Annotated in this window: 12 protein-coding genes; 2 read left to right on the plus strand and 10 right to left on the minus strand. The window is 58.6% G+C overall.

Features of this window, described 5'->3' with window-relative positions:
• Positions 1 to 38: 38 nt before the first annotated feature.
• Complete coding sequence (gene rpiA / locus MHZ97_RS07805; RefSeq protein ID WP_239314256.1) at positions 39 to 698, minus strand: ribose-5-phosphate isomerase RpiA; 660 nt, start codon at positions 696 to 698, stop codon at positions 39 to 41.
• Between the two features lie 207 nt (positions 699 to 905).
• Between rpiA and MHZ97_RS07810 the strand changes: the two genes are divergently transcribed.
• Positions 906 to 1811 carry a LysR family transcriptional regulator ArgP gene (locus tag MHZ97_RS07810; RefSeq protein ID WP_103794763.1) on the plus strand — a complete coding sequence of 302 codons (906 nt, stop codon included), beginning with the start codon at positions 906 to 908 and terminating at the stop codon, positions 1809 to 1811.
• A gap of 145 nt (positions 1812 to 1956) precedes the next feature.
• Here the strand turns inward: MHZ97_RS07810 and MHZ97_RS07815 are convergent, their stop codons facing one another.
• The 7 genes from MHZ97_RS07815 to tkt all read right to left on the minus strand — a co-directional run bounded on the left by MHZ97_RS07815 (position 1957) and on the right by tkt (position 10392).
• Positions 1957 to 2697, minus strand: coding sequence for an oxidative stress defense protein (locus MHZ97_RS07815; RefSeq protein WP_103794762.1), 741 nt, complete (start codon positions 2695 to 2697; stop codon positions 1957 to 1959).
• A gap of 137 nt (positions 2698 to 2834) precedes the next feature.
• Positions 2835 to 3464: an arginine exporter ArgO gene (argO, locus tag MHZ97_RS07820; RefSeq protein WP_103794761.1), complete on the minus strand. Its 630-nt coding sequence runs from the start codon at positions 3462 to 3464 to the stop codon at positions 2835 to 2837.
• A gap of 124 nt (positions 3465 to 3588) precedes the next feature.
• Positions 3589 to 4467, minus strand: a complete 879-nt coding sequence (gene mscS, locus MHZ97_RS07825; protein ID WP_103794760.1) for a small-conductance mechanosensitive channel MscS — start codon at positions 4465 to 4467, stop codon at positions 3589 to 3591.
• 208 nt (positions 4468 to 4675) lie between these two features.
• Positions 4676 to 5755 (minus strand): class II fructose-bisphosphate aldolase, encoded by a 1080-nt coding sequence (fbaA, locus tag MHZ97_RS07830; RefSeq protein ID WP_239314257.1) that lies wholly within the window; start codon positions 5753 to 5755, stop codon positions 4676 to 4678.
• 105 nt (positions 5756 to 5860) lie between these two features.
• Positions 5861 to 7024 (minus strand): phosphoglycerate kinase, encoded by a 1164-nt coding sequence (gene pgk, locus MHZ97_RS07835; RefSeq protein WP_239314258.1) that lies wholly within the window; start codon positions 7022 to 7024, stop codon positions 5861 to 5863.
• 51 nt (positions 7025 to 7075) lie between these two features.
• Positions 7076 to 8095: an erythrose-4-phosphate dehydrogenase gene (gene epd / locus MHZ97_RS07840; RefSeq protein WP_103794757.1), complete on the minus strand. Its 1020-nt coding sequence runs from the start codon at positions 8093 to 8095 to the stop codon at positions 7076 to 7078.
• A 299-nt stretch (positions 8096 to 8394) separates the two neighbouring features.
• On the minus strand, positions 8395 to 10392 hold the full coding sequence (tkt, locus tag MHZ97_RS07845; RefSeq protein ID WP_224481618.1) for a transketolase: 1998 nt from the start codon (positions 10390 to 10392) through the stop codon (positions 8395 to 8397).
• A 273-nt stretch (positions 10393 to 10665) separates the two neighbouring features.
• Here tkt and MHZ97_RS07850 point away from each other — a divergent pair, with 273 nt between their 5' ends.
• Positions 10666 to 11424 (plus strand): M48 family metallopeptidase, encoded by a 759-nt coding sequence (locus tag MHZ97_RS07850; RefSeq protein ID WP_239314259.1) that lies wholly within the window; start codon positions 10666 to 10668, stop codon positions 11422 to 11424.
• Positions 11425 to 11461: 37 nt separating this feature from the next.
• Here MHZ97_RS07850 and MHZ97_RS07855 read toward each other — a convergent pair whose 3' ends face one another.
• Together MHZ97_RS07855 and speB are read right to left on the minus strand one after the other, a co-directional pair.
• Positions 11462 to 12034: a YidB family protein gene (locus MHZ97_RS07855; protein WP_375337766.1), complete on the minus strand. Its 573-nt coding sequence runs from the start codon at positions 12032 to 12034 to the stop codon at positions 11462 to 11464.
• Positions 11925 to 12848, minus strand: a complete 924-nt coding sequence (gene speB / locus MHZ97_RS07860) for an agmatinase (protein WP_103794753.1) — start codon at positions 12846 to 12848, stop codon at positions 11925 to 11927. The genes MHZ97_RS07855 and speB overlap by 110 nt, the downstream gene beginning before the upstream one ends.
• Positions 12849 to 12900: the final 52 nt, after the last annotated feature.

A 12900-nucleotide genomic window follows, 5' to 3' on the forward strand; every position in this document is an offset into this window, starting at 1 on the left:
GCAGGGAAATAACCGGCGCGTTTAGCGCGCCGGACAGATCATTTTTCGATGGTTTTTACGCCATCCGGCGTGCCGATCAGCGCAATATCGGCACCGCGCGTGGCAAACAGCCCAACGGTGACCACGCCGGGCAGCGCGTTGATGGTTTTTTCCAGCTCGACGGGTTCGAGAATCGTCAGGTTATGCACGTCGAGAATGATATTGCCGTTGTCGGTGACAACATGCTGGCGATACTCCGGCAGGCCGCCGAGCTTAACCAGCTCGCGGGCGACAAAGGCGCGCGCCATCGGGATCACCTCGACCGGCAGCGGGAAACGCCCCAGCACGTCCACCTCTTTCGAGGCGTCGGCGATGCAGATGAACTTGCGCGCCACGGCCGCGACGATCTTCTCACGCGTCAGGGCCGCCCCGCCGCCTTTGATCATCTGCATCTGCGGGTTGATCTCATCTGCGCCATCCACGTAGATCGCCAGATCGTCAATCTCATTGAGATCGAAGACCGGAATGCCGAGCGCCTTTAGCTTGAGCGTTGAGGCTTCTGAGCTGGAGACGGCACCTTCAATCTGCTGTTTCATGGTGGCGAGCGCGTCGATAAAGTGTGCGGCGGTGGAACCGGTGCCGACGCCGACGACAGTACCCGGCTGCACATATTTCAGTGCAGCCCAGCCTACGGCTTTTTTCAGTTCATCCTGGGTCATGATATGTTTAAAACCTGTGCGACAACGAAGTGCGCGTAGTATAAAGCAACCCTCGCCGAATGTGCGCGGCTGTTTCCGCTGGCGTGATCGCTTTGGAAGCCAGCCCGCAAAAAAGGCGACGCGCGGCGCAGGGAAAGCGCCTTTGACGCGCGTCAGATGAATTTTTTGTGGCATAGTATCGTCCACCCTGAAGGAGAGAGAACAACAATGAAACGCCCCGATTATCGAACGCTTCAGGCGCTGGACGCAGTGATTCGCGAACGCGGCTTCGAGCGCGCCGCACAGAAGTTATGCATAACGCAGTCGGCCGTCTCGCAGCGTATCAAACAGCTGGAAAACCTGTTCGGCCAGCCGCTGCTGGTGCGCACCGTGCCGCCGCGCCCGACCGAGCAGGGACAGAAGCTGCTGGCGCTGCTGCATCAGGTAGAGCTGCTGGAAGAGGAGTGGCTGAGCGACGAGAACGGCGGCACCACGCCGCTGCTGCTGTCGCTGGCGGTCAACGCCGACAGTCTGGCGACCTGGCTGCTGCCCGCCCTGAAAGATGTGCTGGCGGACTCGCCGGTGCGCCTTAATTTGCAGGTCGAAGATGAAACCCGCACCCAGGAGCGGCTGCGCCGCGGCGAAGTGGTGGGCGCGGTCAGTATTCAGCCGCAGCCGCTGCCGAGCTGCCTGGTGGATCAGCTTGGCGCCCTCGACTATCTGTTCGTCGCCTCGCCAGAGTTCGCCGCACGCTACTTCCCGAACGGCGTGACCCGCTCGGCGCTGCTGAAGGCACCAGCGGTTGCTTTTGACCACCTTGATGATATGCATCAGGCCTTTTTGCAGCAGAATTTCGACCTGTCGCCCGGCAGCGTACCCTGCCATATCGTTAACTCGTCAGAAGCCTTTGTGCAGCTGGCGCGCCAGGGATCGACCTGCTGTATGATCCCGCATCTGCAGATTGAGCGCGAGCTGGCAAGCGGCGAGCTGCTCGATTTAACGCCGGGTCTCTGCCAGCGCCGCATGCTCTACTGGCACCGCTTCGCGCCGGAGAGCCGCCTGATGCGCCGCGTTACCGACGCGCTGATTTCACACGGCCACCGCGTGCTGCGTCAGGATGATTTAGCGGCCTGAATCCGTATGCGCCTTTAGCAGGGTGCAGAGATGAGCGGCCTGTTTGCGCGGGCGGAGCCGGCAAAGATGCCGTTGGCTCGGGTTAGCTTGCCCGCGTCGGCATAATCGCAATAAAAAAAAAGGGGCGCGTAGCGCCCCTTCTCTGTTACTGCTGCGTGCCAGCCGTATTCGGTTTGATATCGAAGACGACATCCACCTGATCGTCAAAGTGAATGCTCTGCTGCTCGTAGGTCTGCTGCGCTGAGGTATCCGCAGCCGGCGCGGCCGCCTTATACATGCGCGCCATCGGCATCGGCTGATAGTTGGCTACGTGGTAGCGAATGCTGTACACCGGGCCGAGCTTCGCGTTGAAGCCCTCAGCCAGCGCCGCAGCCTGCTGCGTCGCGTTATCAATCGCCGCCTTGCGCGCCTGCGCCTTATAGCTTTCAGGATTGGTGACGCCCAGCTCGACCGAGCGGATCTCGTTCAGGCCGCTTTTCAGCGCGCCATCCAGCAGCTCGTTCAGCTTATCCAGCTGACGCAGCGTCACCTGAACCTGACGCACCGCGCGGTAGCCTTTCAGCACCGACTTGCCCTCTTTGGTGTAGTCATACTCCGGCTGCGTGCTGAGGTTAGCGGCATCGATATCTTTCTTCTCAATGCCGTTTTTCTGCAGGAAATCGAAATATTGCGCCACGCGGTCGTCGGCCTGTTTTTTCGCGTCCGCCGCGTCTTTAGAGGAGACGTTGACCACAATAGAGAGCGTGGCGATATCGGGGCGCGCATCAACGGTCGCCTGACCGGACGTCACGACATGCGGGCCGTTCGGCAATTCGTCAGCCAGTGCGCTTAAGGGCAGCGCTAACGCGCCTGTCATGGCGGCCAGCGCCAGTGCTTTCAGTTTCACGAAAGTCCTCCTTGAGATCTCTGTTTTGCTGCGGCATAGAAGACGCAGGCTTGAACAAAATAGTATGCACTGCTAAGAGCATATTATACCGAAAAAGTTCCTGCTTTACTTATCTTGTTCTGTCGATTTAGGACGATTCAATTCATAAGCGGCGCCAGGCCCTGCAGCGCCAGCTGGCTGGCAATGATCCACATCACGCCACCCACAACTAAATTGATAATCCGCTGCGCTCTGACGGTGCGCAGGCGAGGCGACAGCCAGGCGGCCATCAGCGCCAGCCCAAAAAACCAGATTACCGATGCGCTAATGGTGCCCAGCGCAAACCAGCGGCGCGCCGTGGGCGTGGGGAGCTGTCCGCCCAGACTGCCCAGCACCACAAAGGTATCAATGTAGACATGGGGATTGAGCCAGGTGACCGCCAGCAGGGTAGCAATAATCCGCCAGCGGCTCTGCCTGAGCGCCTGACTGCTCGCCACATCGATATCGCCGCGAAAAGCGCTGCGCAGCGCGTTCCAGCCGTACCACAGCAAAAACGCGACGCCAGCCCAGGTAATCAGCATCAGCAGCAGCGGCGACTGATGCAGCAGCGCGCTGCCGCCAAAAATACCGCCGCAGATCAGGGCGATATCGCTCAGCGTACAGAGCGATGCCGTCATCAGATGATACTGACGCTTAACGCCCTGATTCATCACGAAGGCATTTTGCGGCCCCAGCGGCAGAATAAGCGAAGCCCCAAGAGCGAGCCCTTGTAAGTATATGGATAACACGGGATTTTCCTTACATCGGTGAGATGCAGGCAGTATAGAGAAGCGGGATTATTAGCGGAAATGCAAAAATTTAATCGGGCATTAGAGAGGGTAATACAGGCGGCGCGAACGCCGCCCGCCAGCGTTACTGCGCCTGTGCCTGTGCCTCAGCTTCAGGCTGCATAACGCGATGCAGATGAACATCCATTTGCGGATAAGGGATACCAATGCCCTTCGCATCCAGCGCGCGCTTGAAGTTTTTCAGCAGATCCCAGTAAACGTTTTGCAGGTCACCGCTGTTGCTCCAGCAGCGCACCACAAAGTTAAGCGATGAAGCGCCCAGTTCGTTAAGGCCGATCTGCACGCCCATATCCTGCAGTACGCGCGGATCGCTTTTCACCACTTCGTCCAACAGCGCAATCACCTCATCGACATCCGCCTCGTAGGCGACGCCAATAATAAACTCATTGCGGCGCACCGGCTCGCGCGAAAAGTTAACGATATTGCCTGCAATGATTTTGCCGTTCGGCACCACAACAATTTTACCGTCTGCGCTTTTAAGCGTGGTTGAAAAAATCTGTACGTTGAGCACCGTGCCCATGACGCCGCCCAGATCGACAAACTCACCTGCGCGGAAGGGACGGAAGGTCACCAGCAGCACGCCCGCCGCGAGGTTAGAGAGCGACCCCTGCAGCGCCAGACCAACCGCCAGACCGGCGGCACCCAGCACGGCAATCACCGAAGCCGTCTGCACACCGACGCGCCCCAGCGCCGCAATCAGCGTAAAGGCAATAATGCCGTAGCGTACCAGCGCGGAAAGAAAGTCTGCGACCGTTTTGTCGATATGACGCGCGACCAGCACGCGGTTAATGCCGCGGGAAATAACGCGCGCCACGATCATCCCCAGGATCAGAATCACGATAGCCGCTACGATATTGACCGCGTAGCTAAGGATTAACGCCTGATTACGCACCAGCCAGCCACCGGCGTTATGAATGCCGTCTACGACGTTTAAGTCTTCCATTTGAGAGCCCTGTTGTTGAATTCCCTGCCGGGAAAGTCAAATCACAGCCAGAAAATTCCGGCAAACCAGATAACAAGGGTAATAAACATTGGGGGGATATGCCAAATTCCCGTTGAATTTGCTGCAAATTCAGGCGGATTAGCGGGATGACGGCATAAAAAAGGCCAGATCCGACGATCTGGCCCGCGTTGTAAACCCGCGATGGGGATTACAGACGATCGATAGCGTTCAGCTCTTTGAAAGCCTGCTCAAGGCGCACGACCATTGAGGCCTGCGCCGCACGCAGCCAGACGCGCGGATCGTAGTATTTCTTGTTCGGGCTGTCAGGACCCTGCGGGTTGCCGAGCTGGCCTTGCAGATACTCTTCGTTCTTTTTGTAGTACTGCAGGATACCGTCCCAGGTCGCCCACTGCGTGTCGGTATCGATGTTCATCTTGATCACGCCGTAGCTGATAGACTCTTCGATCTCTGCTGCAGAAGAACCGGAACCGCCGTGGAAAACGAAGTCCAGCGCGTTGTGCGGCAGGCCATGTTTTTCACACACATATTTCTGCGAGTCGCGCAGAATGGTCGGGGTCAGCTTAACGTTGCCCGGCTTGTAGACGCCGTGTACGTTACCGAAAGAGGCAGCAATGGTGAAGCGCTTGCTGATTTTGCTCAGCTCGGTGTAGGCGTAGTCCACATCTTCCGGCTGGCTGTAAAGGGCAGAAGCGTCAACGTGGCTGTTGTCCACGCCATCTTCTTCACCACCGGTTACACCCAGTTCGATCTCCAGCGTCATGCCCATTTTGTCCATGCGCGCCAGGTATTTGCTACAAATCTCGATGTTCTCTTCCAGCGACTCTTCAGAGAGGTCAATCATGTGAGAAGAGAACAGCGGTTTGCCGGTTTTTTTGAAGTGTTCTTCGCCCGCGTCCAGCAGGCCGTCGATCCACGGCAGCAGTTTCTTCGCGCAGTGGTCGGTGTGCAGGATAACCGGCACGCCGTACTGCTCAGCCATCAGATGAACGTGGTGTGCGCCAGAGATCGCACCGAAAATTGCTGCGCCTTGCGGCTTGTCAGTTTTAAAAGCTTTACCGGCGATAAACGCGGCGCCGCCGTTAGAGAACTGGACGATAACCGGTGCTTTAACTTTCGCAGCGGCTTCCAGTACGGCGTTGATGGAGTCAGTGCCGACGCAGTTTACCGCTGGCAGCGCGAATTTGTTCTCTTTCGCTACCTGGAAGATCTTCTGAACGTCATCACCAGTGACAACGCCGGGTTTAACGAAATCAAAAATTTTAGACATGATTGTGTCCTGTTTCGTGACCGACTATCCCCTGCGGGGACAGCGCTTTAAACGCCCAACGGGGCAAGTCTTCAGGCGACGCGCCAGGGCGTCGCCCCCAAAGGATTACTGCTTAGCACGCTCTTCCAGCATCGCGACCGCAGGCAGTTTTTTGCCTTCGACGAACTCCAGGAACGCGCCGCCGCCGGTAGAGATGTAAGAGATTTTGTCTTCGATGCCGAACAGGTCGATAGCCGCCAGGGTATCGCCGCCGCCTGCGACAGAGAACGCGTCGCTGTCTGCGATGGCGTTCGCCACGATCTCGGTGCCCTTACGGAAGTTCGGGAACTCGAATACGCCGACCGGGCCGTTCCACAGAATGGTTTTCGCCTCTTTCAGCACTTTCGCCATCGCCTGCGCGGTTTCGTCGCCGAAGTCCATAATCTCTTCGTTATCCGCCACTTCGGAAACCTTTTTCACGGTTGCCGGGGCAGTTTCAGAGAATTCCGTGCCAACGCGTGAATCGGTCGGAACCGGAATGCCGTACTGGTCACGCAGGCCTTTCGCCGCTTCAACGAAGTCTGGCTCGTAGAGCGATTTGCCGACCTTGTTGTCGATAGCGACGAAGGTGTTGGCGATGCCGCCGCCGACGATAACGGTGTCAGCGATTTTCACCAGCGACTGCAGCACGTCGAATTTAGTGGAGACTTTTGAGCCGCCGACCACCGCCACCAGCGGACGCTCCGGGTTGCTCATGACTTTGCCCAGCGCTTCCAGCTCGGCTGACAGCAGCGGACCGGCACAGGCGATCGGCGCGAACTTGCCAACGCCGTGGGTAGAGGCCTGCGCACGGTGCGCGGTACCGAACGCATCCATAACGAACACGTCGCACAGCGCGGCATATTTTTTCGCCAGCGCTTCGTCGTCTTTCTTCTCGCCTTTGTTAAAGCGAACGTTTTCCAGCACTACCAGCTCGCCCGTGCCAACTTCAACGCCGTCGAGGTAATCTTTTGCCAGAGTCACGTTAGTGCCGTTCAGTTTCTCTTTCAGATAGTTAACAACAGGCAGCAGGGAGAATTCTTCGTTGTATTCACCTTCGGTCGGACGACCCAGGTGAGAGGTGACCATCACTTTTGCGCCCTGTTTCAACGCCGATTCGATGGTAGGCAGAGAGGCACGGATACGTGCGTCTGACGTCACTTTCCCTTCTTTTACTGGTACGTTGAGATCGGCACGGATCAGAACGCGCTTACCAGCCAGATCCAAATCGGACATCTTAATTACAGACATGGTGAACCCTCTCGTTGATTCTCATAAGTTTTGCCAGGCGCAAACCGCGCCTTACCTGAAACCGCTTGCGGCCATCGCTAACGTCGTGTCGAGCATTCGGTTAGCAAAGCCCCATTCGTTGTCGCACCAGACCAGGGTCTTGATCAGGCGCTGACCGCTGACCCGCGTTTGCGTGCCGTCCACAATGGCACTGTGCGGATCGTGGTTAAAATCTACAGAGACTAACGGTAATTCCGTATAGTCAACTATACCACGAAATGCCCCTTCTGACGCGTTTTGCAGCAGCGCGTTGACCTCGCAGGCCGTTACCGCCTCGCGAACGGAAACGCTGAGATCGATGGCCGTCACGTTGATGGTAGGCACGCGCACCGCAATCGCTTCAAAGCGATCGTTGAATTTCGGAAAAATACGCGTAATGCCGGCGGCCAGTTTGGTATCGACCGGAATGATCGACTGGCTGGCGGCGCGCGTGCGTCGCAGATCGCTGTGATAGGCGTCAATCACCTGCTGATCGTGCATCGCCGAGTGGATAGTGGTTACGGTGCCCGACTCGATGCCGAAGGCGTCGTCCAGCAGTTTGATCACCGGGATAATGCAGTTGGTGGTGCAGGAAGCGTTGGAAACAATGCGGTCAGTTTGTTTAAGAGCCTGTTCGTTGACGCCGAACACCACGGTGGCGTCGAGATCGCTGCCGCCTGGATGGGAGAAGAGCACCTTCTTCGCCCCCGCCTGCAGATGCGCTTCGCCGTCCGCCCGGCTGCCGTAGACGCCGGTACACTCCAGCACCACGTCGACGTTAAGCTCCCGCCACGGCAGCGCGTCGATAGCGGCGTGATGCAGAATGCGGATGGTATCGTCGCCGACCCACAGCAGATCGCGCTCCTGACGCACCTCAAAGGCGAAGCGGCCGTGGCTGGTGTCGTACTTGAGCAGATGCGCCATGCCGGCTGCCTCCGCCAGTTCGTTAATTGCCACCACGGTAATTTCGGCGCGACGCCCGGTCTCATAAAGCGCGCGCAGCACGTTGCGCCCAATGCGGCCGAAGCCATTTATCGCCACCCGAATGGTCATCTTTTCTGCCACTTCCTGCTAATAAACGTGCCGATAGCCTGAGCGTTTCACGCGGGTTTGTACAGGAGATTTTCACAGGCTCCGCGCCAAAATCACTGCGTAAAAACGCCTGACTGAAACGGTTCAGCTACAATAAAGCATGGAAGGAATAACGGGAATGACTGCGATCAAATGCGCCGCTGATTATTGGATCTACGTCACATTTTTGCCACTGGGACGGCGATTACTGAAGGAATAATAAAGCCTGCCATAAAAAAGGGACGCCTCGCGGCGTCCCCTTCTCATTTTGCGCGATGAACTCAGGAGGCCAGCACCGCTTTCGCCTGCGCGACCACGTTGTCGACGGTAAAGCCGAACAGCTCAAACAGCTTCTCCGCCGGCGCCGATTCGCCGAAGGTGGTCATGCCGACCACCGCGCCGTGCAGGCCGGTATATTTCTGCCAGTAGTCGGCGATGCCCGCTTCGATAGCAACGCGCGCGCCGATCGCTTTCGGCAGCACCGCTTCGCGGTAGGCGGCATCCTGCTTGTCGAACGCGTCGGTAGAAGGCATGGAAACCACGCGCGCCTTCACGCCTTCGCTGCTCAGTTTGTCGTAAGCGGCAACCGCCAGCTCAACTTCAGAACCGGTGGCGATCAGGATCAGCTCCGGCTGGCCGTCGCAATCCTTCAGGATATAGCCACCGCGCGCGATGTTCGCCAGCTGCTCAGGGGTACGATCCTGCTGCGCCAGGTTCTGGCGAGAGAAGATCAGCGCGCTCGGGCCATCTTTGCGCTCGATAGCGTATTTCCACGCCACCGCTGACTCAACCTGGTCACACGGACGCCAGGTGCTCATGTTCGGCGTGGTGCGCAGGCTGGCCAGCTGCTCGACCGGCTGGTGCGTCGGGCCATCTTCGCCGAGACCGATAGAGTCGTGGGTGTAGACCATAATCTGACGGATCTTCATCAGCGCTGCCATACGCGCCGCGTTGCGCGCATATTCCACGAACATCAGGAAGGTCGCGGTGTAAGGCAGGAAGCCGCCGTGCAGCGCAATACCGTTAGCGATGGCGGTCATACCGAACTCACGCACGCCGTAGTGGATATAGTTACCCGCCGCGTCGACGTTGATCGGCTTAGAGCCGGACCACATGGTCAGGTTGCTCGGCGCCAGGTCGGCGGAGCCGCCCAGATATTCCGGCAGCAGCTTGCCGAACGCTTCGATAGCGTTCTGCGAGGCTTTACGGCTGGCGATTTTCGCCGGGTTCGCCTGCAGCTGTTCGATAAACTTCTGCGACTCTTCCTGCCAGTTAGCCGGCAGCTCGTTGCTGACGCGACGTTTGAACTCGGCAGCCAGCTCCGGGAAAGCCTGCGCGTAGGCGGCGAACTTCTCGTCCCACTTCGCCTCTTTTGCCTGACCGGCTTCTTTCGCATCCCACTCGGCGTAGATTTCTGATGGGATCACAAACGGCGCGTGCGCCCAGCCCAGCTGTTTGCGGGTCAGCGCCACTTCGTCATCGCCCAGCGGTGCGCCGTGCGAGTCATGGGTGCCAGCCTTGTTCGGCGAGCCGAAGCCGATAACGGTTTTGCACATCAGCAGTGAAGGCTTGTCGCTTACCGCTTTCGCTTCGTCGATCGCCTTCGCGATAGCCGCCGCGTCGTGGCCATCTACGCCGCGCACCACGTGCCAGCCGTAGGCTTCAAAGCGCTTCGCGGTGTCGTCGGTAAACCAGCCGTCGATATGGCCGTCGATAGAGATGCCGTTGTCGTCATAGAAAGCGACCAGTTTGCCCAGCTTCAGGGTGCCCGCCAGCGAGCAGACTTCGTGCGAGATGCCTTCCATCATGCAGCCGTCGCCCATAAACACATAGGTGTTGTGATCGACGATATCGTGGCCCGGACGGTTAAACTGCGCCGCCAGCGTACGCTCGGCGATGGCGAAGCCAACCGCGTTGGCGATGCCCTGGCCCAGCGGGCCGGTAGTGGTTTCCACGCCTGGGGTGTAGCCGTATTCCGGGTGACCTGGAGTTTTTGAATGCAGCTGGCGGAAATTCTGCAGCTCGCTCAGCGGCAGATCGTAGCCGGTGAGGTGCAGCAGGCTGTAAATCAGCATTGAGCCGTGACCGTTTGACAGCACGAAGCGGTCGCGATCTGCCCACAGCGGGTTGGTCGGGTTATGGTTCAGGTAGCCGCGCCACAGCACCTCGGCAATATCTGCCATACCCATCGGGGCCCCCGGATGTCCCGATTTGGCTTTCTGTACTGCGTCCATACTTAACGCACGAATGGCGTTGGCAAGCTCTTTACGAGAGGGCATTTTCTACTCCAGGTCGGATTAATGATTCGCCTATTTAACTCATTGTTATTAATGATTTATCGGGCAAAACAAGGAAAAAGTCGCTCATCAATGTACATGAAAATCGGGGCAAAAGTACATGCCGCACCGTGCTAAATGTCGCCGCTCCGTCTGGCATTTACGGCAATGTCTGCTAGCGAAGAGGCCAATGACAGGCTATAACCCACTCTTTACCGTATCTGACCCTTTTTCAGATACCTGCTTTTCTTACCTTGTTACCGACAGGATGTACGCATGACGATCAAGACAGGCATCATGGCAATCACTCTCGCGGCGCTGCTCAGCGGCTGCCAGGGCATGGACAATAACGCGCTGCTGCAGTCGGGCGCGCAGGCTTTTCAGGCCTATACCCTTAACGACGCCCAGGTAAAGCAGCTCAGCGATCAATCCTGCGCGCAGATGGATAAAGAGAACCAGCTCGCGCCAGCTGACAGCACTTACCAGCAGCGCCTGAACAAAATCGCCGCCGCGCTGGGCGACAACATCAACGGCACGCCCGCCAACTACCGCGTCTACGTCACCAAAGATGTTAACGCCTGGGCGATGGCCAACGGCTGCATCCGCGTCTATAGCGGCCTGATGGATATGATGGATGATAACGAGGTTGAAGGCGTGCTGGGGCATGAGATGGGCCACGTCGCGCTGGGCCACACGCGCAAGGCGATGCAGGTTGCCTTTGGCACCACGGCGGCGCGCACTGCGGCCGCGTCGGTCGGCGGCGTAATCGGCTCGCTGTCGCAGTCGCAGCTGGGGGATCTGGGCGAGAAGCTGGTCAACGCGCAGTTCTCACAAACCCAGGAGTCGCAGGCGGATGACTACTCCTACGATCTCCTGAAGAAACGCGGTATCGATCCGATGGGGCTGGCGACCAGCTTTGAGAAGCTGGCGAAAATGCAGCAGGGCCAGCAGAGCAGCCTGTTTGATTCGCATCCCGACTCCGCAGCGCGCGCGCAGCATATTCGCGAACGCATCGCGGCGGACGCCGGAAAATAAGCGAGTGCGCGCCGCCCTGCGGCGGCGCGCCTTCAGGCTATCGCTTAAAAAGCTGATCGACCATCGATCCCAGATCGCGCTGCTTGTCGTGCAGGGATTGATCGTCCATCTGGCCCTGCGGCGACATGCGGTCAATCAGGTGCGGCAGCAGCTCCGCCAGCCTGCCGGAGGCGCCGTTCATGTCAGTGCCCAGCTTCTGCGCCAGCGACTGCATCGCCTCTTCGCCAAACGCCGACTGCAGCTGACCGCCGCTGACCGACTGGTTGCTGCCGGTGCCGATCCAGGAGCTTAAGATTTCGCCCAGGCCGCCCTGCTGGAACTTCTGCAGCAGCACCTGAACCCCGCCCTGCTCCTGCACCCAGTTCCAGACCGCCTGCAGTTCGCCTAAGGTATTGCGTCCGTTGCCGTTGCCTAAGGCACCGACTAATTCATCAAGTAAGCCCATTATGCTCTCCGTTACGGTTAAAACCGGGCGCGCGCGTGCGCCCGGCTCGAAGGGATTATTCGCCTTTGTTCGCCGCCTGTACGTGCAGCATATCGAGCGCCAGCGTCGCGGCGGCCAGCGAGGTAAGATCGGCGTGATCGTAGCCGGGGGCCACCTCCACCAGATCCATGCCGACAATGTTTAGCCCCTGCAGGCCGCGCACCAGTTTGGTCGCCTTGTCGGTGGTAAGCCCGCCGATTACCGGCGTGCCGGTGCCGGGCGCGTGCGCCGGATCCAGACAGTCGATATCAAAAGTCAGGTAGACCGGCATATCGCCGACGGTGCGCTTCACTTCCGCCAGGATATCGTCGACGCTGCGATCGTTGACCTGCGCCGCATCGAGCACGTTAAAGCCGAGGCTCTTGTCGAACTCGGTACGGATGCCGATCTGCACCGAGCGCTGCGGATCGATCAGCCCCTCTTGCGGCGCGGTATAGAACATGGTGCCGTGATCGAACGTCGGGCCGTTAGAGTAAGTATCGGTGTGGGCATCGAAATGCACCAGTGCCAGCTTGCCGAAATGCTTCGCGTGGGCGCGCAGCAGCGGCAGCGTGACGTAGTGATCGCCGCCAAAGGTCAGCATGCGCTTGCCGTTCGCCAGCAGTTTTTCCGCGTGCGCCTGCAGCTTGTCAGAGAGATCCTGCGAATCGCCGAAGGCGTAAACCAGATCGCCGCAGTCCACAACGTTAAGACGCTGACGCAGATCGAAGGTCCAGGGCCAGCGGCACCCTTCCCAGGCGAGGTTGGTGGAGATCTGACGGATCGCGCCCGGTCCCAGACGGCTGCCCGGACGGCCAGAGGTCGCGGCGTCGAAAGGCACGCCGGTGATGACCCACTCGGCGTCGCTGTCGTAGGGCTGGAAGTTGACTGGAAAACGCATGAAGCCGAAGGCGTTTGAAACCAGCGAATTGTCGTACTGATTGCCCAGGGTGTTATACATAAATCATCCTCACTGCCGCATGGCGTTAAGTTACAGGTAATAAAGACCAGAT

It is taken from the genome of Pantoea sp. ACRSC (assembly GCF_022346785.1).
Classification (GTDB): Bacteria; Pseudomonadota; Gammaproteobacteria; order Enterobacterales; family Enterobacteriaceae; genus Pantoea; species Pantoea alvi.

Coding starts and splice junctions, on each gene's coding strand:
- speB (WP_103794753.1), bottom strand. CDS start 12,848: ATGTATAACACCCTGGGCAATCAGTACGACAATTCGCTGGTTTCAAAC.
- pgk (WP_239314258.1), bottom strand. CDS start 7,024: ATGTCTGTAATTAAGATGTCCGATTTGGATCTGGCTGGTAAGCGCGTT.
- MHZ97_RS07850 (WP_239314259.1), top strand. CDS start 10,666: ATGACGATCAAGACAGGCATCATGGCAATCACTCTCGCGGCGCTGCTC.
- epd (WP_103794757.1), bottom strand. CDS start 8,095: ATGACCATTCGGGTGGCGATAAATGGCTTCGGCCGCATTGGGCGCAAC.
- tkt (WP_224481618.1), bottom strand. CDS start 10,392: ATGCCCTCTCGTAAAGAGCTTGCCAACGCCATTCGTGCGTTAAGTATG.
- fbaA (WP_239314257.1), bottom strand. CDS start 5,755: ATGTCTAAAATTTTTGATTTCGTTAAACCCGGCGTTGTCACTGGTGAT.
- rpiA (WP_239314256.1), bottom strand. CDS start 698: ATGACCCAGGATGAACTGAAAAAAGCCGTAGGCTGGGCTGCACTGAAA.
- mscS (WP_103794760.1), bottom strand. CDS start 4,467: ATGGAAGACTTAAACGTCGTAGACGGCATTCATAACGCCGGTGGCTGG.
- MHZ97_RS07810 (WP_103794763.1), top strand. CDS start 906: ATGAAACGCCCCGATTATCGAACGCTTCAGGCGCTGGACGCAGTGATT.